Below are 23532 nucleotides of genomic sequence, written 5' to 3' on the forward strand. Positions count from 1 at the left end.
CAGTAAAATGATAGGAGCGACAGCCTTACAGCGTAAAATCCTGCTCCTGACATATGCTATGTGGAAGAACAATACTATTTATAGGTACGCATCGTAACTTTTAAAGTATCTTATATCAATTATAAATAAAACAGGCAGACCTAAGTCTGCCTGCACAGGATAAACCTTGCCATAAAAACCAGGTCTTCCTTAAAATAAAGTTCTGCTTTTTTTGGAAATCAAAACAGTACCTCTTTTTGCTATTAGCGTTATTGATGGATTCGTTGTGGGAGTTGTGGCGAGGTAAATAAATATCCATAAAGAAAGCAGTTGCATCCCATTTTTGAAAAGTCCATTGTCAAACCTCACCACCGAAAACCCTTTCTGGTGGCTTAACTAACATTCAGGTTAGTTATTAACAATTGTTGCCGTTCTTCTCTGCCCCAAATCTCCGCAATAGTTTTGTGCTACAAAAAATGAATACTATGAAAAGACTGGAAAACAAAGTAGCCCTGATAACCGGCGGTAGTCGCGGTATGGGCGCTGCGATAGCAGAACGGTTTGCAGCAGAAGGTGCGGATGTGGTGATCACTTATGCCAGGAGTACGGACAGTGCCGGGCAGGTAGTAGAAAAAGTAAAGCAGCAGGGGCGTAAAGCGCTGGCGGTGCAGGCAGACAGTGCATTACCTGCAGACATTCAGCAAGCGGTAAAGCAGGCGGTAGCTACGTTTGGCCGCATTGATATCCTGGTAAACAATGCCGGAGTGTTTCAGATGAAGCAGTTGGAGGACTATACGCTGGAAGATTACGACCATATGATGGCAGTAAATACAAAGGCGGTGTTTGTAGCGGCGCAGGCGGCGGTGGCACATATGCCGGAAGGTGGCCGTATCATTACTATTGGCAGTAACATGGCGGAGCGACTAACAACGGCTGGTGGTTTATTGTACAGCATGTCCAAATCTGCGTTGTTAGGGCTAAACAAGGGACTGGCGCGGGATCTGGCAGCGAGGGGCATTACAGCAAATCTCGTACAGCCGGGACCGATAGACACGGATATGAATCCAGCGGATAGTCCCCATGCTGAAGGTATTCGTTCTCAAACGGCGGTTGGCCGTTACGGGCAAGCCAGGGAAATTGCATCATTGGTGACATTCCTGGCCAGCCCTGAGAGCAGCTTTATTACCGGTACTGAGCAAACGATCGACGGCGGGTATAATATCTAACGGAGATCCCAGCCAACATTTTCCCAGAGGCGCCATTGCTCCTATCCGACTTATTTATTTTTTATCAGCAAGAGGTACCACATTAAGTCCGTATTAGGTGCATCCGTGAAGCCAAGCTGGCGACCGATAGTCACCGCCTGTCCTCTGTGATAGGTGCTGTGCATTACTACCTGTTGCATCATTTCAGAACGGGGAATCAGGAAGTCGCCGGTGAAGGGAATGGCTACCAGGCAGGTATCCGTTAATTGTGACGGAGCCAGGTTTTCCACATAATTTACCAAGGCGTTGGAGTTCTCTACGATGCCGGTGAGGATATCATCCAGGGTACCGTTATAGCCTTCGGTCCAGGAAAAACCCGGTTGTTCATTGCGCATATTGGCCATCCACCAATCCTGACAATCCCACATATGTAATAACGTAGCCTTTATGCTTGGATAGCTGGAGGCTACGTTTTTTTCCAGCAGTTCAGGTGATTTCGTACGCAGGAAGTTTACGAGGGTAGTATTTGCCCAGCAGTTGTAGCGCACCTGGTCAAGGATAGTTCCAGTAAAGGAAGATGTAGTGGCTGTCATTGGATGTGTAGCTTGTAACATATTGATTTCGTTTTGTTAATACAAAGTAACAACCGGGGTATGACAACAGTATGTCAGTAGTATTTTCAGGAATTTTTATTATTTTTTTGCGGGAATCAGAATAATCTTTACTTTTGTTGTATATACAATAGTTGTAACTGTAATAATGAGATTAGAAGAAGAATTAAAGCAGTCGAAATTTAAAGACGACTATCAGCGTGCGATGCTGAATATCCTGTTTACCTCCGGATGGGTGGAAGCAGGAATCTTGCATACGCTGAAACCCTACGATCTTTCTTCTCAGCAATACAATGTGCTGCGTATACTTCGTGGGAGCAGGCCTGCGCCATTGAATCTGCTGGATATCCAGGAGCGCATGATGGACAGGATGAGTAATGCGACCCGCCTGGTAGAAAAGTTGCGACAGAAAGGCTTATTAACACGTAAGCAATGCGAGGAAAATCGCAGGAAGGTAGAAATTGAAATCACTGCCAAGGGCCTGGCTTTACTGGAGGAATTAGATCCGGTGGTGGAGGCCAATAACAAACGTATTTTCCAGCGCCTGAGTAAGGAAGAAGCCTTTCAGCTCAATGAGTTGCTGGATAAGCTCAGAGGCTGAGCTATTTTTTTGGCCTAACTGTTGTATATACAATAATAGTAGATACGATTATTAATTCAAACCCTGCTATTAATTTTATTGTTTGAATATAATAAGGATTACTAACAAATACTTTTAAATAAATTACAAATTACAATTTACAAATCATGAAAAAAGTTTTCTTATTCGCTGCTATATTGCTGACGGGTGTATCCTCTTTTGCACAGGTAAAATGGGCGGCAGATCCTGCACATACACAAATTGGCTTTAACGTTAATCACCTCGGGATCAACTACATCAACGGTAAGTTTGATAAATTCGATGGTATCGTGGAAACTGCCGACAGCACCAGCTTTCAGAATGCAAAAATTGAATTCACTGCCGATGTAAACAGCATCAATACCGGTGTAGCACAACGCGATGGCCACCTGAAAACAGATGACTTTTTCAACGCAGCGGAATATCCAACTATCACTGTAAAAAGTGTTTCCTTCAAAAAAATCACCGGTAATAAGTATCTGATGCTGGCAGATGTTACCATTCGTAACACCACTAAACGTGTACCCTTCGACGTTACCTTCAACGGTATCTGTAAAGATCCATGGGGCTTGAGAAGAGCAGGTTTTACTGCAAAAGCTACTGTTAACCGTTTGGACTATGGTGTGAAGTATGCGGATAAATTACCTTCCGGTGTTTATGCGGTATCTCCTACCGTGGATGTATTGGTGAATGTGGAAGTCGTAAAACAGTAATTCATTTTACAATAAACGCATAGTCTTCGGCCATGCGTTTATTGAGGGGGATGCAGGGCGGGTGCCCGGCTCCCACCATAAACAAGAAAAGCCTTCGCTCAGCGAAGGCTTTTCTTGTTTATGGTGATCATTTATTTTTTCTTCTTCTTTTTCTTCTTCACATTTTCCATTTCCTTATTGTGCTCATCCAGCAGAAGCTGCCAGTTATCATTTGGCACATCTTCGGAGAAACTGACTGTTTCGCGGTAATCATCCTTGCTAATCGTCATTTCGCTGATAGGCTTTCCAATGAATTTTTGTATTTCATCGAGGAGGGGCTTTTCTTCCGGACTCACGAATGATACGGCCTTACCTTTCTGCACACCTCTACCGGTACGACCTACACGGTGTACATAGTTTTCGGGAACGTCAGGAAGGTCATAGTTAACCACATATTCCACGTTGGGGATATCGATACCACGGGCATTTACATCAGTAGTTACCAGCACTTTGATAGCGCCGCTTTTAAACTCTTCCATTACAGAAAGGCGGTCGTCCTGCTCCTTTCCGCCGTGCATGGCAAGGGCGGTGATGCCCACGCGGGCCATAGCGGCCACTACACGTTCTGCACGTACTTTGGTACGTACAAACACCAGGATTTTATTTTCAGGAAACTCTTTCACCAGGCGTTCCAGGAAAAAGCGTTTATCATCCATGCCTACATAGGCAACGGCGTGCGTAACGTTCTTAGAAACCGGGTCCTGCGGAGATATTTGAATACGGATAGGGTTATTTACGACAGAATAAGCGAGGTCCTTGATATCCTTGTCCAGCGTGGCACTAAAGAACAGCGTTTGGTGTGTGCGTGGCAGGTGCTTGATTACATCGCGGATATCGCGGATAAAACCCAGGTCCAACATGTGATCCGCCTCGTCGAGGATGAGGGTTTCCACGCTGCGAAGGTCGATATGCCCCTGATTCAGCTGGTCGAACATACGGCCCGGAGTAGCGATCAGTACATCCACCCCTTTTTCAAGGATTTTTATTTGCGGGTCCTGGTCTACCCCACCTACGAGGGCGAGGATGGACAGGTCCGTATACTGGGCTATTTGCTGGAATACCTCAGCTATTTGAATGGCGAGTTCCCGGGTGGGTACCATTACGAGGCATTTCACCTCATATTTACGTTTATCGTATCTGAAGCTTTGTTGTTGGAGGCGGTGCAGCACAGGAATGGCAAAAGCGGCTGTTTTACCGGTTCCTGTTTGCGCAACGGCCATCACATCGTCTCCTTTGAGGATAGATGGGATGGCCTTGAATTGTATATCTGTAGGGCGTTTGAAGCCCAAATCAGCCAGGCTCTTCTTTATCTCGGACGAAATGTTGTACTGTTCGAATTTCATGCGCCAAAGATAAGGAGAAGCCGTGGCATTACTGCGCTTTCACCAACTGTACTTCCAGGTTGAGTTTAACCTCGTCGCTGAGTACCAGTCCGCCCGCTTCTGTGGTCGCGTTCCAACGTAAGCCGTAATCGGTACGGTGTAAGCGGCCTTTTAGTGTGAAGCCGGCTTTTTCCTGGCCCCATGGGTCTTTTGTAACACCACCATGCTCCACTTCCAGTTCAATGGGATGCGTCTGGTCTTTAATCGTCAGATCGCCCAACACCCTGTAGTGATACTGTTTATCTTCCAGTTTTTTAACTTTGGTAGAAACGAAACTGATTTTAGGGAAATGTGTAGCATCGAAGAATTCACCGTTTCTCAGGTGCTCATCGCGCTGTGTGTTGGAGGTGTCAATGCTGTCGGCTGCTGCTTCGAAGGAAATCGATGCATCATGAAAGTCCTCACTATCTGTTTTTACTTCACCTGTAAAGCGGGTAAAATAACCGCTAACATTTGTAATCATCAGGTGTTTTACTTTAAAGCCGATTTCGCTGTGCGCTTCGTCAATTTTCCAGGTTGCCATGGTTTCTTCTATTTTTCTATTAGACTATAAAATTAAGTGTTATAACGTAAATATATTTGGATAAATTACCGTAATCGATGGACGATTTTCCATCCAGCCACCAAAAATAGTTCCAAATCATCGTAGAGCATATGCCGTTTACCATTTCGCACGCCGCCATAGTGGCGCCTTTATATAAGATCAGGCCTAAATATGCATCCATGAGTGGATTGATAATAGGCAGTATGGTACCGGATTTCCTGTACTTTTTCCAATTGAATCCCTATGCGGATGCGGGGCACCATTTACCTGGCATTTTCCTGTACGACTTACCCCTGGCTATTTTGCTGGCTTATGCCTGGCACCACTGGCTGCGCTATCCGGTGATGCGTTATGCACCCACGTTCGCAGCCGCACGGGTGGCCCGTTACCGCTTTTTCAACTGGCACCGGTATTTTATGCAACATACTATTGTAGTGCTGTATTCAGTACTCGCGGGGATTACCACCCATCTCTTCCTGGATGCCTTTACCCATGAAAGCGGATTTTTTGTGAAGATTTTAACAGGTTTACAGAGCAATTGGGGGCGACTGCCGGCCTGGTACCTCATGCAGATTCTGACCTCCGTTGTGGGGCTGATCGTGCTGTTCTATTACTTTTTCCTGATTCCCGTAAGGCAGCCGGTCAAAAAAACGCCATTAAGACCTGCATTAGTTTTCTGGGTGCTGGCAGCCATCTTATCTACCCTTATTCTGATCATCAATGAGCAGGTGCATTTCATAGCCTGCCAGGGACTCGATTACCTTGCTATCATCCTGGGAGGTGTCATGTATGGATACTTTGGAGTGGCTGCGATAGACTTGTGGCGCAACGGCGTTTACATCTCTCTAAAAAATACCTGAGGGGATATATCTATGTGCTCCAGTTCAGCAAATTATTTAACCTGCCAGCACGTAAAATTGTCTATCAACACCAGCCGATCGCTTAACGACATCACAGTCCGGGCAAAATAATCAGTTATAATAATTCCTTTTTCGGTTTTATGATCTTTTAGGTATTGTGTGACTTCATCTATCATCGTTGGATCCATTCCGCCAAATGGGTTATCCAGCAATAAGAATTTGAAATCCATGTGCAATAGCAACAGTATTTCGAAAAGCCGGGCGGTTGCACCGTGACAAAAACCAGGTCGTAAGTGCAGCTGTGACTTGACTTCCGGATGGCTTATCACTTTTTCCCGCATATTTTTGTTGGGGAGATAAAGGTTTAAAATTTTGCCAATGGTTAAGTTATTGGGTATAAAACGCACGGGAGGAAGATACCCTAAGATGTTCCTTGATTTAAAAGGTGCCGGATGAGACACCCCGTCGATTCGAATGCTCTTTTTTTCTGCCGGTTCTGCACCTAAAATAATCCTGAGCAACGTAGATTTACCAACACCGGAACGTCCCATGAGACCAACAATCTCCCCGGTTTCACAGGATATTCCTGCATCACACAACAATATTTTTCCCTTGATCGATTTATTTATCTTATCCACTTCAAGCCGGTGTAACATAGGAGTTGATCAGTTTATAGCCGCAAAATAACAAGACGGCTGCACAGAAATTTATTACGTATGACCAAATGACCAGCCATCTGGGACTATAACCTTTATTGTAATAGAAGTAATAAACGTGATTATAGCGCAGTTTGAAGAAGATGAGCGCCAGGAGAAAACCAAAAGTCAGCCAACCCATGCCAAAAGTCAGGAAACAAATATAAACATCGTAATCCGTCGCAATCCAAGCCAGTACCGCCCCGGCCAGGGAAAAGGGCAGATTGAGTGCAGTAATCATCCGATAATAGTGGAACAACATTTCAGGGATTTGCGACTATAGGGCAAATACTATGCTAAACAACTGTATTTATAGGCTTGGGAGCTTTAATGCAGACAGTTTTTTTTACAAAAGAAACAATAACAAAAATCAACTGTAACGTATACACGTAAATAAAAAATCACGATAAGCATGAATTAAGTTAATAACCTCAACGTATCAACGATAATGATTATTCTGATAAATACCATCCTTATAACGCTAACAGATAAACGAAAATAATTTTCTCACAACAACAATCACGCTAGTCCAATGTATCATGCAATGGTGCCGGTGTCAACCCTTGCTGCCGGTCCATATGCCGTTTACCCCAGGCACGCAGGTACTCCCATACCGGCTGCAGCTCCACTGCGCTTTCGGTGAGTGAATACTCCACGCGCGCCGGCACTTCCGGGTATACTGTTCGGATGACCAGCCCGTCCCGCTCCATTTCGCGCAGGTGTAATGTAAGCATACGATCAGTGACGTTACCTATGCTATCTCTTAATGCACTAAAGCGCATAGGGCCGTGTTTCAGCTGGTAAAAAACGGAGAGTTTCCAGCGTGTGCCTATCATATCCATGGCATAAGCCTCGGAACATCTGGCAATTATGATCTCCTTGTTAATATTATTGGTAGAGTTTTTTTTGATACTGGCCATGCTTACTTACATTTTTGTTAGTTCCTTACAATCCGCCACAGTATTGAATATGCGGGTCAACTGGTATTACCTTTGTTTCACAAATTTAAAACATTCAAGTCATGGAAACATACAATAATACCGTATTAACTACCGAACCCGGAACAAAAGCTGGCAATCAGCTCTATACGCTTGACAGTAAGCTACTTACCATCCGTATAGATGAATTTGCCAACAGGCGCCTGGTCAGTGGCGCTATGACCGGCGCTCATATTCTCATCCTGCAGAAAGGGAAAGTAATGTATAACAAAGCTGTAGGGTATGCGGATGTGGCCTCGGGAACACCTATGCGGACAAACCACATTTTCCGGGTGGCATCACAAACAAAAGCCGTTACCAGCGTGGCCGCACTGATGTTGCTGGAGGAAGGCTGCTATCGCCTGGATGATCCGCTGCACAAGCATATTCCAGCATTTAAAGACACTGCTGTACTCGATACCTACCATGAAAAGGACGGTACTTATACTACCCTTCCGGCAAGAAGGCCCATCACCATCCGGGATCTTTTCACACACACTTCCGGCATAGGCTATGGCGGCATTTCAGAAGATCCGCGCATGAACGCCATTTACGCCAAATCCGGTCTGGGATTTGTTTTCGGCACGCATGAATCTTTACAGACCCTGGTCGGAAAACTTGCCGCGCTGCCATTACTGCACCATCCCGGCGACGCCTTTACGTACGGCCTCAATACTGATATCCTTGGCTATCTGGTGGAGTTATGGAGCGGACAAACGCTGGAACAATTTTTCCAGGAGCGGATATTCGATCCGCTGGACATGCACGATACCCATTTCCATCTGCCTTTGGAAAAGGAACATCGCCTGGTAACGCTGCAACAACGAATTGATGGTAAGCTGCAAAAGGTGAACGGATTGCTTTTTAACGGCGTAGATCCGCAATATCCCACAGATCCGCATACCATTCATTCGGGTGGCGGTGGACTCAGCAGTACTGCTATGGACTATGCACAATTTCTTTTGATGCTGGAATCAGGCGGCACCTACAAGGGACATCGCTTTTTGAGTCCGGCTACCATTGCGCAAATGCGCGTGAATCACCTTACCGGCAGTGCCAATACAGACCAGTTGCAATTCGGTTTAGGCGTGGCCGTTATTAGTCCACGTACGCAGCACCTGGTGCCTGCCGGCATAGGAACCATCTATTGGGGAGGAGCTTTCAATACTAAATACTGGCAGGATCCGGAGTCGGGGATCATCGGTATCATCTTAACACAGGAATACCTGCCGGAAGATTTTAATTCACTCCGGGAAAACTTGCAGCAGGTGGTATATGGTGCAGTATCGAATTGATCGCTTAAATTGCTGTTGCTAATTAACATGCTATGATTAAGATTCTGGCTATTTCAGGAAGTACCAGGCAGCAGTCGTCCAACCACCAGCTGATAGCAGCTATTGCGGAGCGTTATGCGGGGGAGGCGGAGGTCACGTTATACAACGGACTCACACAGTTACCGCATTTCAATCCCGACCTCGATCAGGAGCAGCCGCCGGAGGCGGTGGCCGCCTTTCGTGCGCAGTTACGAGCCGCGGATGCGGTTTTAATTTGTACACCTGAATATGCTATAGGCGTTCCCGGTAGTTTGAAGAATGCGATTGACTGGACGGTTTCCAGCATGGAGTTTTCGAAGAAGGCGGTGGCGCTGATCACTGCCGGTACATCCGGGGTACATGCCCATCAATCTTTGTTAGGCACCTTACTGATTATTGAGTCGAGGATAAGGGAGGAGATGCAGCTGGTAATACCGGCAATAAAAACGAAGATGAGTCCCGAAGGGGTGATTACGCACGGGGAAACGCTCACGGCGATTGACCGGCTGATGCATGCGCTCCTGGCCGTGGCTGTGGCCCCCCGGGAGGATGACGTCTACCTACACCCACCTGCTTTTAATAAAGTATAAGGCTATACGAAAAATGGTTATCACACTTAAATACCATTTTGGCGGGGAACTATTGCAGGTAAAGGAAAAATTATTTCTTTTGCTGTGAATCCTATCCCTATTTGTCCTTATACCAGATAATAGTTCTTAAAAGTAACGGCTGCCAGTAACGGCAGCCGTTTTTGCTTTGCTTTTACGCTAAACTATCAACGATTAAAAAGATGCCGACCCCGGACGAGCAGCTTGTTTCTGCGTCTTTTGACGGAAATAACCTGCTGATGCTGATCGCCGGTTTGGCGGAAGTTGGTATAGGCATCGAACACCAGGGCTGGCGTGATAATACCATTCAGCGTATTATCCGCAGTATTGAGAACAGGGAGGCTATTGAGTTTATATTCGCTCATGAGGGCTACGGCTACATGCAGCGGTGTATCAGGATATACGTAAATCTCTGTGTCTTTTGCATCTTCTTCCTGCCGGGCAGCCGCCATTACGTCACCAGCTTTGAGGCGCTGGAGGATATCCGGCTCATATGCATCCGGTGTGGCAACCCCACGACGCTGGATTTTTTCCGTCATGATCGTTCCCTTCATCAAAAAGAAAGACACGAAATAGGAGGCCGTGCAGGCGCCTAAGAGTGGCAGCAGGCCGTGCGGCTGCATGGTTACTTCAAAGGCGAAGATTACCGCAGTGAGCAGCGCTCTGGCTGCGCCGGCAAACATCGCTGCCATGCCTATGAGTGCGCAGGTAGGGAGATTGATCTCGCTGTTTGGTACAAAGTGCATTACCATCATGCCGATCAGTACACCAGTGGCGCCACCGATGGTAAGCAGAGGCGCCAGTGTACCACCACTGGTACCACTGCCCAGTGAGATTGACCACGAAATAAACTTGAGAATGCAGAGACCCAGCACCATTTGCAGTGGCAGGTTGCCGCTCAGCAGTTCTGTAATATTGTTATAGCCTACACCCAGGGTGTAAGGCGCAAAATAACCTACCACACCAATGGCTACCGCACCAATGGCAGGCCACCACATCCAGTGGATAGGAATTTTTTCAAAAAGATCTTCTATCACGTAAATGCTCTTAGATACCAGTGCAGCCAGCACACCAATGATAGCGCCAATACCTACATACCAGGCCAGTGCTGCTGCGGTGGGAGCGGCCAGTTCAGGCATAGGGAATACCGGCCCGGAACCAAACATAAGAATGTGCATGGCGGTGCCGGTGGCACACGCCAGCGCCACAGGAATTATTGTTTTGGGGCTGAATTCGAATAATAACAGTTCAATTGCCAGCAATACGGCGGCCACCGGCGTGCCGAAAATAGCGGCCATACCGGAGGTAGCCCCTGCCGTGAGCATGATTTTACGTTCATTGGGCGATATCCGCATGATTTGCCCGGCAAAGGAGCCGAATGCACCGCCTGTGGAGATGATCGGGCCTTCCGCACCAAATGGCCCGCCTGTACCAATAGAAATGGCGGCAGACAATGGTTTTAATATGGTAATAACCGGTTTGATTTTGCTTTCGTTGGTCAGTACCTGCTCCATGGCTTCGGGAATGCCATGACCACGAATGGCGGATGATCCGAGTCGCGCCATGATTCCAATAATAACCGCACCAATAATTGGTATGATGATCACCCATAAGCCTAATTGATTATGAGCGGGGCTTGCTTCTTCAAAAGAAAATTTTCCATAAAAAGAGAGGTTGGTAATCAGGCTGATTAACGCTACTAGTCCTTTGGCGATGAAACCGATGATAATTGCATTAATCACTACCTGCACACACACATAGAACAATCTTCCAGACACTGCGTTTTCAGATGTTTTTTTGAGGTCATAGGCTGATTTATCCAGTGAAGGGGCAATAAATACTGCCGGCTTCCTATTTTTGTGACTCATTATAGCGTATTTTTGTGCAAAATTATTGCCTTGGCAATATTTAAACAAGAATATCTGGTCATTTTATTAAAATATTTATTGCCAAGGCAATAAAATCTATATATAATCCATGCATTTACATCAACATTGCTTCCTTTGCCAGCATAGTTTAGCCGAATGGCAGGCGGCCATTGCCACCAACGCCACCGTCCGGCATTTCAAGAAGAATGAGGTCATTTTCCATGAAAAAGAGGAAGTAAAAGGGGTGTATTTTATGCATTCAGGCAGGGTGAAGGTGCATAAAAAGTGGGGGGACGACAATAAGGACCTGATTGTAAAATTCGCTGCTGCAGGGGATATCCTGGGACACAGAGGGCTTGGGGAAGATCACTTTTACCCGGTGACTGCCACTGCCATTGAGGAAGTGGAGGCTTGCTTTATTACGGCAGAATTTTTCCACACCACCCTGCTGGTAAATCATGAGCTTGCTTACAAAATGGTGCTTTTTTACGGGAACGAGCTACAGCGTGCCGAGCAGGGCATGCGCGATATGGTACATATGAGTGCCAAAAGCAGGATGGCCAATGCGCTGCTGAAACTTTCCAGGATTTTCGGAATAACGCCCCAGGGGGCCATACTGAGCACACTGAGTCGCCAGGAAATTGCTTCTTTTGCCGGCACTACGTACGAAACGCTTTTTAAAACGTTGAATGAATGGGTAGACGAAGGCATTGTGACCGTATCAGGCAAAGAAATCTCCATCTGCGATGAAAAGCGCCTGCGAAAGCTCATTGAATAATGAGTTATTTTTGCGGGATGGATTACATAAATTGTGTAGGACTTATTGTGCTGGAAAACCGGAAACTCTTACTGGCTTTTAGTCGCAATAAGCAGGCCTGGTACCTTCCCGGCGGAAAGGTAGATCCGGGAGAAACCAATCTGGAGGCTATCAGGCGTGAGATAAGGGAAGAACTTAACCTTGAGTTGACTCCAGAGCAGTTGCGCGAGTATTACTATATCGAAGCGCCCGCTTTCGGTGAAAACAATAAGCTGATGAAGCAGCACACTTATTTGTGCCAACTTACATCAATACCTCAACCTACGGCAGAAATAGAAGCGATTAGATTTTTTAGTCCTGCTGACTACAGCACGGAGCAGCACCAGGTACCTGGTGTCCTTACCGCGTTTCGTAAGCTGCAGGACGACGGCTTAATAGACTGAACAAAAGATGATTAAAAGAATTTTAGGTTTACTACTGCTGCTGATAGCAGGATCAGGGTTCTACGCACAGGAAGATACCACCAGGGTAGCCCAGGACACGCTGGATGTCGCCAAGACAATTGATACCACTGCTCCAGCTATTACTGCGGCAGATACCACCATTCTGTACCGCATCAACGGAACCTACCTGCGTAGTATCTGGGATGATACCAAGTATACGGTAACGCGGCCACTTCATTGGGAGAAGAAAAATTTCATACAGGCGGGCGCGTTAGTAGGTTTGACTGGTGTACTGCTAGCAAGCGATTACAGTATAAAGCAATTTTTTGTACACAATCAAACTAACTTCTGGACCAGCGTTACCGATCAGATAGAGCCATTTGGCAATGCCTACGCTCCTTACATTGTAGCAGGCATGTATGTGGCCGGCGTTATTACGCATGACCGTAAACTGGAGAGCGGTGGTTTAATGGCCGCAAAATCGCTCCTGATTTCCACTGCTGTTTATACGGTTATAAAAAGTGTGGTGCGACGTGGCCGCCCTACCTATTACGACAGTCCTTTTAATTTTGCGCCACCATTTAGCAAGGATAAACAACATACCTCTTTCCCCTCCGGACATAGCAATACAGTGATGACGGTAGCGACTGCCGTTGCCGAGTTATATGGCAAAGATCATCCGTGGGTGCCCTGGGTGGCCTATGGCATTGCCGGGTTAACAGGTATTACGCGGATGTACGAAAACCGCCACTGGAGCAGTGATATATTGATTGGCATGTCGCTGGGGCATTTTGTGACGAAGAGTGTGTTCCGCCATCATCGGGAGCTGGAACATAAGAAGGCGATGCAGTTGATGTTGCAGTAAAAACTTTTCAAATAACTTTTCAATATACAGTTAAGAAGTCAGATGCCGTTTGGTAGCTGACTTTTGCTATTAGAGAAAAACGGACGTTACATTATTCGGATACACTATTGTGAGATACGGATACTTTTTCAAATTTACCCATTGTGACCTTTGCATGGTAAAACAGAAAGTATATGAGCATGATCACAAAAAGAAAGCTAGGCACCCAGGGGTTAGAAATACCCGCCATTGGTTTAGGTTGTATGGGTATGACCGTTTTTGCCGGCGGCAGCAATATCTATGGCCCGGCAGATGAAACGGAAGCTATAAAAACAATTCACCGTTCCCTGGAGCTAGGTGGCAACTTTTTAGACACCGCCGACATTTATGGCCCCTTCCTGAATGAGCAATTAATAGCCAAAGCGATTAAAGGCAATCGGGACAAATATATCATTGCTACTAAATTTGGATATGAGATTGATGACAACAATCAACCGACCTGGCGAATTAACGGACAAAAAGGATATGTGAAAAAAGCGGTTGAAAAGTCGCTCCGCAGCCTGGGAACGGATTATATCGACTTATATTATTTACATCGGCTAGATCCCCAAACGCCCATAGAGGAAACAGTAGGTAGTATATCCGACCTGATAAAGGAAGGAAAAGTAGGCTATATCGGTTTGTCAGAAGTATCCAGTGAAACCATCATCAAGGCACATGGAATACATCCTGTTACAGCAGTACAATCAGAATATTCGTTGTTCGAAAGAAGCGTAGAAGAGGCAGGCATTATTAACACACTGCATCAACTTGGGATAGGCTTTGTCGCTTATTCTCCGTTGGGCCGCGGGTATCTTACCGGCAATATTCGCAGGCCAGAAGACTTACCTGCTGACGATTTCAGAAATACGATGCCACGATTTCAGGGGGATCAACTGGTAAAAAACCTGGAACTGGCAGCCGCCGTTACTTCCCTGGCTACAGAAAAAGGGGTTACTCCTTCCCAGCTGGCGATTGCCTGGGTATTATCGAAGGGGCACACGCCTATACCTGGTACCAAACGAGTGAAGTACCTGGAACAAAATATAGCAGCTACTGCAATTACCTTAACAGCGGATGACTTGGATCGCCTGGCATCCATCATTCCGGCAGGTACCGTACTGGGCGACCGGTACGACAAAGCATCGATGAGTATCATTGACCAGTAATTATTTACTTTTGTATTCAATCAATGACATGAAAAAAGAGGCGCCATATCACATCAAAACAGTATCCGAGCAACATCGGATACTGTCGCTACCAATGCCACAGCATCCTCTTGTCAGTGTGTTTAACTTTGAGGACATGGAGTATCCTGCAGATGAAAAATACCGCTGCGTGACATTGGATTTATATACTATCTCCATTAAGAAAGAAGCAGATCAAAAAGTTAAATACGGACAAAGTCATTACGATTTTGATGAAGGAGTGATGTCGTTTATTGGTCCCAAACAAGTCATATCAAACATATCGGAGGGACACCATCCCAAAGGTTGGTGTTTGGTTTTTCATCCCGACTTCCTGGGCAAGCATCCGCTGGCCGCGAAAATTAAAACCTATGACTTTTTTGGGTATGCCGCCAACGAAGCCTTGCATCTTTCAGAAAAGGAAGAAGAAACCATCCTTACAATAATGCAGCTCCTGCGTACAGAAATTAACAAGTCGATAGATGCTTACAGTGAAAGTGTGCTGCTTTCTTATATTGACCTGATATTGAGTTACTCCGACCGGTTTTACCACCGGCAGTTTCTGACACGTAAAGCATTGAGTAATGATATATTGGCAAAATTCGAATCTTTACTATCTGCATATTTTTCGGACCATCACACGCATCAACTGGCTTTACCTTCCGTTCAATACTTTTGCGACCAACTGCATATTTCCCCCAATTACCTAAGTAACATGCTACGTTCTTTAACTGGCAAGAGTACGCAGCAACATATGCAGGATATGCTGATAGAAAAATCCAAAGAGTTGCTCACCACCACCAACCTTACTGTGGCTGAAATAGCGTACCTGTTTGGCTTTGGTTACCCTCAATCCTTTAACAAGTTGTTTAAGCACAAAACAAATTACACCCCCTTGGCTTACAGAAAACTTTTCAATTAATCAGAATTCCCCTAATTTTGTAACGATTACTACAAAATATGAAAGGAAGACCATCTACATTTGACCAGGAATATGTATTAGGACTGGCCCAACAGGTATTCTGGCAAAAGGGATATGCCGCAACATCGCTGGATGATTTATTAAAAGCTATGGAGATGGGCAGTGGCAGCTTTTACAATACCTTCAAAGGTGGGAAAAAGGAACTTTTCAGGAAGGCTATTCAGCAGCGCAGGACGGCTTTTATGGCATTCAAAGCGCAACTAAAGGGGAGCGCTTCTCCTGTAGATGACATCAAAGGATTTTTCCGGTCCTTGGCTACAGCCAGTGAGCAGGAACACCTGAAAGGCTGTATTATAGCCAATACCGTGGTAGAAATGACCTTTATAGATGCGCAACTGGAGGAAGAAGCGGTAGCCATTTTAAAAGAAGTGGAAAAAATGTTTGCCTGGGCCATTCAGCAAGGAAAGGATACCGGTGCTATTCAAAACCCATCTTCTGCTGAATTACTGGCGCGATACCTGATTACCGTATGGAACGGCCTGAACGTGACCAGGCGGATGTATCCGCATGCTCAAGGTTTGCAGAAATTAATTGAGCTTCAACTGTCAGTATTAAGCTGACTTTTTTCTGGTCAATTATTGTAACGATCATTACAAAATTAAAAAACAGATATGGATTTACAGTTGAAAGGTAGAACTGCTTTTATCAGTGGTGCTACGCAGGGCATTGGTTTTGCTATAGCGTTGCAGCTATTACAGGAAGGGGCCATTGTAATCATCAATGGAAGAACAAAGGATAAAGTGAATGCGGCTGTTCAAAAATTAGGGGCAGCCGTACCTGGCGCTAATGTCCGTGGAATAGCGGCAGCTTTTGCGGTGGTGGAGGAAGTGAACGCATTACTGGCGGAATTGCCGGAGGTGGACATATTGGTGAATAATGTGGGCGTATTTGGGTTAAAAGATTTTACAAGTATCGAAGACAACGAGTGGCAAAGTATGTTTGACATAAATGTGATGAGCAGTGTTCGGTTGTCACGTTTCCTGCTACCCGGCATGCTGGCCCGTAAATGGGGGAGAATAATATTTATCAGCAGTGAGTCCGGTGTGAATGTCCCTTCCAATATGATTCACTATGGTATGACCAAAACAGCTATGCTGTCATTAAGCAATGGGCTGTCCAAACTGACGAAAGGTACTGCGGTAACTGTAAACACAATAGTAGGTGGACCTACTTATTCAGAAGGCGTTGCCGGTGCTGTTAAGCATATTGCGCAGGCAAATAATACCGGAGAATTGGAAATGAAATCGGCCATTCTTCAAAGTACCAATCCACAATCATTATTACAGCGTTTTATTGCTACGGAAGAAATAGCAGGTATTGCCTGTTATCTTTGCAGTCCGCTGGCGATAGTGATTAACGGGGCGGCGATCAGGGCAGATGGAGGCGTTTTAAATACAATTTTGTAGGGTGCTTTCGGAAGATGGATGTGATATGCCTGACACACTAAAAAAAGTCGGACACCCTAAGGTATCCGACTTTTTTTAGTACAACGTTATAAGTTTAAACCTGAGGAGGCATTTTACTCATATCCATATACACCGCTTCCCAATTATGACCATCCAGATCTTCAAAGCTACGCTGCTGCATAAAGCCGTAATCCACTGGTTCCCGGTATTCCCGTCCACCTGCTTTCAGTGCATTTTCGATAAATGTATTCAACTCATCGTTACTGCTCATAGAAAGAGAGTTGATCACTGCAATGTTGCTTTTTGCATCGGTGATTGTTTTCGGGGTAAACTGCCGGAATTTATCATGTGTAAGCAGCATCACGAATATGGTATCGCTTACCACCATACAGGCAGCTGTTTCATCAGTGAACTGTGGGTTATTTTTAAAACCGATGGCTTCATAAAAAGACATTGATTTCTTCAAGTCCGCTACAGGAAGGTTAATAAAAACTTGTTTTGACATAATATGAAGATTTAAAAATTACTGATACAAAACAACAGCTTCCACTTCAAAACGTTTGGTCAATTAGTTGGTTAAATAAGTCCATTCCATCACTTGTGCAACTTGCGATATTCCAATGGGGAGCGTCCTACCTGTTTTTTAAAGAATTTCCCAAAATTGGCAGGATCAGAAAAATTCAATTGATATGCAATCCGGGATATTTCAAAGTCGGTGTATTGTATGAGTGACCTGGCTTCGCTTGTGAGGCGGTCTGCGATATAGCTCAGCGCATTTTTTCCGGTGAGTGATTTAACTGATTGCGACAGATAGTTTGCGGTAACGGATAACATATCTGCATATTCCTTAACAGTTCGCTTATCGATATAGTGATGATTAACTAACTGGATGAATCGCTGCAGTAACAACTGCTGTGCATTGGCCTGCCTGATGTTTTGTTTTTTTTCGTTAGCGTAACCTTCCAGGAAATACAACAGACCTAATAGTTTGATACGGGCCTCCATATGCTGAGCCTGTGAAGAGCGTTCGTAGGCCATAAATACTTCTTCAAAATGTGGTGCGAGCTGCCGGAAGGTTTCATATTCAAATTTAAACAAGTTGGTGTGCAGCACATCGAAAAGCGGAAACGTTTTGTGAAAATCGGGCTTGAAGAAGGAGTAACATGCTGGCTTAAAATAGATAACATATCCTTCGAGCGAATTATTATGCGAAAAGCTATACAATAGATTCGGGGAGTGGAACACGAGGTAAGATTCCGGATTATTCACCTTTTTACCGCCATAGTTTACCTCTACGCTTCCGGAGTTGTGCAACAATGCAAAAAAGTAAAAGGATCGTTTAAAGGGTGGTTTATAAACCTGTAAGTCTTCGAGGTTAAGTTTCGTTAATCTCAGGCAGTAGAAGTCTGGATTCGTGGTTCTTCCGGGCCAGGGTATGGAAGCCAGAAAGTCATTTATATCGGTGTAATACGGCAGTAAAGTATTTAGTTGATCCATATGCTAATCCGGGAGTCATGCAGCTTCGTTTAATGGAAGCTTGTTTACTCCTAAATATAGCGCAATAAAATTGGTTTCAACAGGAGCTCCGATGAGCTTGATATAGTAAAAATAAAAAGGACAAAACAGCATGTGCTATTTTGTCCTTTTTCTAAGTCGGGGTGGCAGGATTCGAACCTACGACCTCCACATCCCAAATGTGGCGCGATACCGGGCTACGCTACACCCCGAACTTTTTCCGGTGTGCAATCCGAGTGTTTGTATCTCTGATTGCGGAGTGCAAAGGTAGCGAAGTTTGCGAGAAAACCAAATCGGGAGTTCTATTTTTTTTATTTTTTTTTTGAATGAAGGGTTTAATCAGCATAGCGCATCAATCAAAAATTCGTTCAAGAATGTATACCACAAAGAGTTTCAGCGATCAGTATTTAGGAGAAATTATTTTCCAGCGGAACAACAATTCCAGTTGCAGTTTGGGTTTAATTGGGTCTGAGATTGGTTCGAGTCGCTGGAAATACACGGGAATGGTAGTTCTGAAGGCTGCCTGCCATTTGCTATGGTCATAATATATTTCAGCGGTGGCGTTGCTTTGGAAACGTCCGATTGATTTCCATATTTCTGTTTTATCGCCAAAGAATTGTGGGAGTCGGGCAGTATCATTGGTGAGACTGTACTGATAGGTTCGTTGTATTCCTGCCAGGTGTGCGTAGTATGCCTGGGCGCCTACGCCAGCAAACCAGTTGTCTTTCACGCGATGACTATAGGACAATGTGGCGCTGTAGCCGAAGGTTTGTATAAGGCTGACGAAGATGATGTTGGTGCCGCTGCCGAGATAGGGGACGGTGTCGTACCATTTGTTGTTAAAAGCCTGTGTTGCCAGGGCGTTGAGGTCGAGGCTAAGGGCTGCATTCAGCCAGGTACGTTCGGCCCTGATGCCGGGGATGGGTATTTTATACAGCTGGCTATTACCGTTGGGGCCTTTGTACCAGCTCAGGGAGCCGTTGATGGGCAACTGGGCTGTCCATTGTGGCATTATTTGCCAGTAGCCTCTTTGCCGGGGTCCGGTGGGGCATCCCAGTTGATGCTGGGTAGTTAGAGTAGGGGGTGCTTGCAGGGCTGCGCTGATGCGGCGGTTAGCGGGTGTTTGGTATGCCGGCAGTGACATCAGTAACGATGTAGGGACGGCAGCACCGGAAGAGGTGGATAAGTGCTTATCGTTAGTATTGATAGCGGTTGAAGGATCAGCGACACTATTGGCTATTTTATCATCAGCCAAACGGGATGCTTTATTGGAGTTGTCAGCAGCATTTACCCTGCGGTCAGGCATGTTAAGTGCACGATCGGATTTAACGTTCCTCCCTACATGCAATTTGGCTCCTGTATTCATTGACAGCCCTGGCTCAGCGCCTCCGCCAGTCCCATTCAGTCCTTCTATATCCATCTCTCCTCCCATGGTTTTACCTACTCCGGCTGATTGCGCATCACTACTGTTAATTGTACTTTCCACTTTATTACCATTACGCTCACCTACCTCTTTCCTATCATTTACAGGCTTGTCCAACACACCATTTTGAGCAGAGGTATGGCTGGTGCTGCCGGGGCTCTCTTTATCAGACGTTGATAATTCGGACGGTATTGTGTTTTGTATTTCAGCGGTCCCAATATTTGCATTCCCTGGTGCAGTAGTGCTGCTCTTATCCGGAGGAAAAGAACGTTGTTCCTGCAAACTGGAGGTCTGGCTTTGATGATGCTTCGTACTATAGGTCATCACTTGCCAGGTGACTATTGTTGTGATTACTGCCATTACTACCAGGCTACCGGAAATCTTTATTATCCGGGATATTGCTGGCAAGGCATTACCAACGTTATTTTCCATGGTTGTTTGTTCAGTTGTGCCTGTGTTTTCCGGGAAAGCCGTTCCGGAGATATCCGGTTGCAGTGGCATAGCTTCATTGAGGCGCTCCTCCATTTTCATCCAGCTGTCGCCGACAGGAGGAATGTGAATGGGTGGAGTGCCATCGTTGGGCAGGCCCTTATGCAAATTGCTTTCGTTCACAGGCGGTACATTATTTAAGGTAGTATTGTTCCAATATTGGCTTTAGTTTACTGCGCGTTTCACTGAGGTGCCATTTTACAGTTCCTGGACTTTGCTGCAGCTTTTCACTGATATCTCTGATAGAAAACCCTTCCAGGTAAAACAGCGAGCAGACGGCTCTGGTAGCGGGAGGAAGATTATCCAGTAGTTTATACACATCTTCCCAGGCCAATTTCCTCAGTATATTATTCTGCGTAAAACCTACATCCTCCTCCAGCTCCTGACTTACGGGCCATTTCCGAAGCCTTACACGGTCTAACGCCGTATTTCTGACAACCGTATAAGCCCAGTTAAAAAACTCGCCTTTTCCGGCATCGTATTTATTTAGTTGTGTAAACACCTGCAACATACCATCATTCAACACTTCTACTGCCTCTTCCGGATTACTGAAGAACTTTCTGCACAATAGGAATAGTGCCGGATAATATTTCCGGTATAGTCGTTCCTGACTGAGCCTGTTGTTGGCCAAACAATCCCGTACCAATTGCTGAATATCTTCCAATGGACTAATCCTGGTTACAGTACCGGTTAAGAATATGAATAATGGTTCTTTATGATCATCGGCGATAGTTACTTTTCAAGGCTTAAATAACGATCATCCGTTTATATATTTAGTTACAGCATACAGCAACATAAATATACTACGCCCTTGCAGTATTACTAACACTGCCGGCTATACGATAGCTGCATTACCTGCGGGAGGCGATTGAACTATCAATCGGATGCCAGGGTGTATCTACCGGATACCTGGGCGTATCAACAGGAGGGTGCCATTGAGAGTCCACCGGGGGATGCCAGTTTGAGTCTACAGGCGGATAAATAGTAGTATCTCCGGGTAGGTGAATATTTGTATCCTTTGGAGGAAGGATAATGGTATCGCCAGGATGCCCTGTGGAATCACCTGGTATTCCGGAGGAGTCTTTTGACATTGCCAACGAACTGGCCTTCAGTGATTCAAATGTGTCATTTTCTTTACGGCAGCCAATGACTACACAGAGCAGCAACATTAAACAGAGCATGGGAATGCATCTCATAGAAAATAGTTTATACTGAATTAAACGGGGGCATACAAGCGAAAGGTTGGGTTGGTATGCAAATTTTTAGCAGTAGATAAGTTGGCGTATCCGCACTTATAATCCTAAAGCCTCCACTTAGGAAACAGATATGGCCGACTGCCATTTTTGAACCTCACTGGTAAACAAGGCTTTGTACTTTTACCCTACTACTCCTAACCGATTAAAGAAACTCGAATACAACCATCTGCATTATCTGACGTAGCACTGGAGTTATCTTGTTGGCCCCATATTGCGGAGACGTTTATGGTCTCCGCTTTTTTATCCCCTACTAACAAAATTGTGTGCTACCAACAATCGGTTGTAATACATACTCCTGCTGGATTCAGGCAATACATTTGCCATACAGATTTGTATTACAAAATTTATAAGCATCATGGATTTATATCTTCAACACAAAACAGCAGTAGTAACAGGCGCCAGTCAGGGACTTGGTCGCAGTATTGTTAAAACCCTTGCCGCAGAGGGAGTAAGCGTATTAGCCACGGCAAGGAATGAAGCTTTATTAACGGATTTACAAGCAGAGATTAAAGCAGAAGGCGGAGTAGTACCAGCCATATTTGTACAGGACTTCACTGCGCCAGGCGGACCTGCAGCCATTGCCGCTGCTGCACTGGATATCTTCGGAACAGTGGATATTCTGATTAATAATGCAGGTGCGAGTCGCCCCCTGGCACCCATTGCACCGGAGGAAGAGTGGCAGGCAGCTTTTACGCTCGACTTCCACCATCACAGGCAATTAACACAGGCATTACTGCCACAATTCATCGCACGTAAGCAGGGGGCGATACTAAACTTAGCCAGTACCTACGAGCTGCGCAGCATTAATGCTTCGGCTGTAGCTAAAGCCGCGATTGTGTCCTGGTCAAAAGCACTGGCGGGTGAACTGGCCCCACATGGTATCCGGGTGAATAGCCTGCAACCTGGCATTATCGATTCCGCGCAGATACGCAGAATCTTCCCCGGAGAAGAACGAAAGAAATTTGCTGAAAGGGAAATACCGATGGGTGATTTTGGAGAACCGGAAGACATTGCGAATATGGCCGCGTTCCTGGTATCACCGAGATCGAAATATGTGACGGGTACGGTAGCGGTAGTGGATGGAGGAATGCGGAGATATGCATTTTAACAATCGTAGCGCTGGCCGCTATAGTGTTTAAATATACCTGCAAAAAAAAGCCTTACAGTTTGCACTGTAAGGCTTTTAGCGTTCTAGGTCGGGGTGGCAGGATTCGAACCTACGACCTCCACATCCCAAATGTGGCGCGATACCGGGCTACGCTACACCCCGAAAAAAATCCCGACCTGGATTTGCGGTGAGGGAGGGATTCGAACCCTCGGTACAGTTTAACCCGTACGACGGTTTAGCAAACCGTTCCTTTCGGCCACTCAGGCACCTCACCATTTACCTTCTATTAGCGCCTTTCGCGTTAGTTCCTTGAAGGGGTTGCAAAAATAGGAATTATTTTAAATTCACAAAAAACATTTACAGTTTTTTCGATATTTTTTTTGAGAATTAATCAGGGCAGATTTATTCAAACTCTTAAAACCCTTATCCGTATTGAATTTCAGCGCCTAATTTGCAGACATGCCTACACGAAAAAAAAATTCTAATTGTGCGTAAAACAGGTGCAAAACCGAGTAAAAATAGCCTGGTTACTGCCGGGGGCAGTTAGTTCTCTCCCTAAAAAAGACAGCGGTATATATTCTAAAAAAGGCACTTCTATAAAAGACATGGTTTGCGGAGAAGGGATTATTATGACACTTCCGGTGTCATTGGGTGAGTTCCGCGCTTCGCG

The 23532-nt window shown here is 45.5% G+C and carries 26 protein-coding genes and 3 tRNA genes; 15 read left to right on the plus strand and 14 right to left on the minus strand.

What is annotated here, in order from left to right; translation table 11 throughout:
* Positions 1–464: 464 nt before the first annotated feature.
* Positions 465–1205, plus strand: coding sequence for a 3-oxoacyl-ACP reductase family protein (locus KW844_RS15835; protein ID WP_218377765.1), 741 nt, complete (start codon positions 465–467; stop codon positions 1203–1205).
* A gap of 50 nt (positions 1206–1255) precedes the next feature.
* On the opposite strand, the gene KW844_RS15840 is transcribed toward KW844_RS15835, so the two are convergent.
* The gene (locus tag KW844_RS15840) at positions 1256–1798 is read right to left on the minus strand and encodes a DinB family protein (RefSeq protein ID WP_218377766.1); all 543 of its coding nucleotides are present in this window, start codon (positions 1796–1798) and stop codon (positions 1256–1258) included.
* Positions 1799–1943: 145 nt separating this feature from the next.
* Between KW844_RS15840 and KW844_RS15845 the strand changes: the two genes are divergently transcribed.
* Together KW844_RS15845 and KW844_RS15850 are read left to right on the plus strand one after the other, a co-directional pair.
* Positions 1944–2396: a MarR family winged helix-turn-helix transcriptional regulator gene (locus KW844_RS15845; protein WP_218377767.1), complete on the plus strand. Its 453-nt coding sequence runs from the start codon at positions 1944–1946 to the stop codon at positions 2394–2396.
* 146 nt (positions 2397–2542) lie between these two features.
* Entirely contained in the window at positions 2543–3127 is a 585-nt protein-coding gene (locus tag KW844_RS15850; protein WP_218377768.1) for a YceI family protein, read from the plus strand.
* A 131-nt stretch (positions 3128–3258) separates the two neighbouring features.
* Here KW844_RS15850 and KW844_RS15855 read toward each other — a convergent pair whose 3' ends face one another.
* Both KW844_RS15855 and KW844_RS15860 read right to left on the minus strand, forming a co-directional pair.
* Positions 3259–4509, minus strand: coding sequence for a DEAD/DEAH box helicase (locus tag KW844_RS15855; RefSeq protein ID WP_218377769.1), 1251 nt, complete (start codon positions 4507–4509; stop codon positions 3259–3261).
* Between the two features lie 28 nt (positions 4510–4537).
* The gene (locus tag KW844_RS15860; protein ID WP_218377770.1) at positions 4538–5071 is read right to left on the minus strand and encodes a YceI family protein; all 534 of its coding nucleotides are present in this window, start codon (positions 5069–5071) and stop codon (positions 4538–4540) included.
* 131 nt (positions 5072–5202) lie between these two features.
* Between KW844_RS15860 and KW844_RS15865 the strand changes: the two genes are divergently transcribed.
* On the plus strand, positions 5203–5952 hold the full coding sequence (locus KW844_RS15865; RefSeq protein ID WP_218377771.1) for a DUF4184 family protein: 750 nt from the start codon (positions 5203–5205) through the stop codon (positions 5950–5952).
* A gap of 32 nt (positions 5953–5984) precedes the next feature.
* Here the strand turns inward: KW844_RS15865 and KW844_RS15870 are convergent, their stop codons facing one another.
* Positions 5985–6608: an ATP-binding cassette domain-containing protein gene (locus KW844_RS15870; protein ID WP_218377772.1), complete on the minus strand. Its 624-nt coding sequence runs from the start codon at positions 6606–6608 to the stop codon at positions 5985–5987.
* Between the two features lie 118 nt (positions 6609–6726).
* Here KW844_RS15870 and KW844_RS15875 point away from each other — a divergent pair, with 118 nt between their 5' ends.
* Complete coding sequence (locus KW844_RS15875; RefSeq protein ID WP_218377773.1) at positions 6727–6930, plus strand: hypothetical protein; 204 nt, start codon at positions 6727–6729, stop codon at positions 6928–6930.
* A 241-nt stretch (positions 6931–7171) separates the two neighbouring features.
* Here KW844_RS15875 and KW844_RS15880 read toward each other — a convergent pair whose 3' ends face one another.
* A complete protein-coding gene (locus KW844_RS15880) occupies positions 7172–7567 on the minus strand; it encodes a helix-turn-helix domain-containing protein (protein WP_218377774.1) in 396 nt (131 codons plus the stop codon).
* Between the two features lie 101 nt (positions 7568–7668).
* On the opposite strand from KW844_RS15880, the gene KW844_RS15885 reads away from it, so the two are divergent.
* Complete coding sequence (locus KW844_RS15885) at positions 7669–8919, plus strand: serine hydrolase (protein WP_218377775.1); 1251 nt, start codon at positions 7669–7671, stop codon at positions 8917–8919.
* A gap of 32 nt (positions 8920–8951) precedes the next feature.
* The gene (locus KW844_RS15890) at positions 8952–9527 is read left to right on the plus strand and encodes an NADPH-dependent FMN reductase (protein ID WP_218377776.1); all 576 of its coding nucleotides are present in this window, start codon (positions 8952–8954) and stop codon (positions 9525–9527) included.
* Positions 9528–9712: 185 nt separating this feature from the next.
* Here KW844_RS15890 and KW844_RS15895 read toward each other — a convergent pair whose 3' ends face one another.
* Positions 9713–11413, minus strand: coding sequence for a chloride channel protein (locus tag KW844_RS15895; RefSeq protein WP_218377777.1), 1701 nt, complete (start codon positions 11411–11413; stop codon positions 9713–9715).
* Positions 11414–11522: 109 nt separating this feature from the next.
* Here KW844_RS15895 and KW844_RS15900 point away from each other — a divergent pair, with 109 nt between their 5' ends.
* The 7 genes from KW844_RS15900 (at position 11523) to KW844_RS15930 (ending at position 17071) form a co-directional block, all read left to right on the plus strand.
* Positions 11523–12191, plus strand: a complete 669-nt coding sequence (locus tag KW844_RS15900; protein ID WP_218377778.1) for a Crp/Fnr family transcriptional regulator — start codon at positions 11523–11525, stop codon at positions 12189–12191.
* A gap of 17 nt (positions 12192–12208) precedes the next feature.
* Complete coding sequence (locus KW844_RS15905; protein WP_218377779.1) at positions 12209–12613, plus strand: NUDIX domain-containing protein; 405 nt, start codon at positions 12209–12211, stop codon at positions 12611–12613.
* Positions 12614–12620: 7 nt separating this feature from the next.
* Positions 12621–13478: a phosphatase PAP2 family protein gene (locus KW844_RS15910; protein ID WP_218377780.1), complete on the plus strand. Its 858-nt coding sequence runs from the start codon at positions 12621–12623 to the stop codon at positions 13476–13478.
* 173 nt (positions 13479–13651) lie between these two features.
* Positions 13652–14665, plus strand: a complete 1014-nt coding sequence (locus KW844_RS15915) for an aldo/keto reductase (RefSeq protein WP_218377781.1) — start codon at positions 13652–13654, stop codon at positions 14663–14665.
* Between the two features lie 28 nt (positions 14666–14693).
* On the plus strand, positions 14694–15605 hold the full coding sequence (locus KW844_RS15920; protein ID WP_218377782.1) for an AraC family transcriptional regulator: 912 nt from the start codon (positions 14694–14696) through the stop codon (positions 15603–15605).
* Between the two features lie 38 nt (positions 15606–15643).
* Entirely contained in the window at positions 15644–16225 is a 582-nt protein-coding gene (locus KW844_RS15925) for a TetR/AcrR family transcriptional regulator (RefSeq protein WP_218377783.1), read from the plus strand.
* 51 nt (positions 16226–16276) lie between these two features.
* Positions 16277–17071: an SDR family NAD(P)-dependent oxidoreductase gene (locus KW844_RS15930; RefSeq protein WP_218377784.1), complete on the plus strand. Its 795-nt coding sequence runs from the start codon at positions 16277–16279 to the stop codon at positions 17069–17071.
* Between the two features lie 94 nt (positions 17072–17165).
* On the opposite strand, the gene KW844_RS15935 is transcribed toward KW844_RS15930, so the two are convergent.
* The 6 genes from KW844_RS15935 to KW844_RS15960 all read right to left on the minus strand — a co-directional run bounded on the left by KW844_RS15935 (position 17166) and on the right by KW844_RS15960 (position 21694).
* Positions 17166–17576, minus strand: a complete 411-nt coding sequence (locus tag KW844_RS15935; protein WP_218377785.1) for a VOC family protein — start codon at positions 17574–17576, stop codon at positions 17166–17168.
* 89 nt (positions 17577–17665) lie between these two features.
* Positions 17666–18568: an AraC family transcriptional regulator gene (locus KW844_RS15940; RefSeq protein WP_218377786.1), complete on the minus strand. Its 903-nt coding sequence runs from the start codon at positions 18566–18568 to the stop codon at positions 17666–17668.
* Positions 18569–18724: 156 nt separating this feature from the next.
* Positions 18725–18798 (minus strand) — tRNA-Pro (locus KW844_RS15945).
* Between the two features lie 188 nt (positions 18799–18986).
* The gene (locus tag KW844_RS15950) at positions 18987–20621 is read right to left on the minus strand and encodes a hypothetical protein (RefSeq protein WP_218377787.1); all 1635 of its coding nucleotides are present in this window, start codon (positions 20619–20621) and stop codon (positions 18987–18989) included.
* A 10-nt stretch (positions 20622–20631) separates the two neighbouring features.
* Positions 20632–21162: an RNA polymerase sigma factor gene (locus KW844_RS15955; RefSeq protein ID WP_255578486.1), complete on the minus strand. Its 531-nt coding sequence runs from the start codon at positions 21160–21162 to the stop codon at positions 20632–20634.
* A 187-nt stretch (positions 21163–21349) separates the two neighbouring features.
* Entirely contained in the window at positions 21350–21694 is a 345-nt protein-coding gene (locus KW844_RS15960) for a hypothetical protein (protein WP_218377788.1), read from the minus strand.
* A 415-nt stretch (positions 21695–22109) separates the two neighbouring features.
* Here KW844_RS15960 and KW844_RS15965 point away from each other — a divergent pair, with 415 nt between their 5' ends.
* A complete protein-coding gene (locus KW844_RS15965; protein ID WP_218377789.1) occupies positions 22110–22862 on the plus strand; it encodes an SDR family NAD(P)-dependent oxidoreductase in 753 nt (250 codons plus the stop codon).
* Between the two features lie 88 nt (positions 22863–22950).
* Here the strand turns inward: KW844_RS15965 and KW844_RS15970 are convergent.
* A tRNA-Pro gene (locus tag KW844_RS15970) sits at positions 22951–23024 on the minus strand.
* Positions 23025–23047: 23 nt separating this feature from the next.
* Positions 23048–23136 (minus strand) — tRNA-Ser (locus KW844_RS15975).
* Positions 23137–23532 lie beyond the last annotated feature (396 nt).

The sequence above is a fragment of the Chitinophaga sp. sic0106 genome (assembly GCF_019219075.1).
Taxonomy (GTDB): domain Bacteria; phylum Bacteroidota; class Bacteroidia; order Chitinophagales; family Chitinophagaceae; genus Chitinophaga.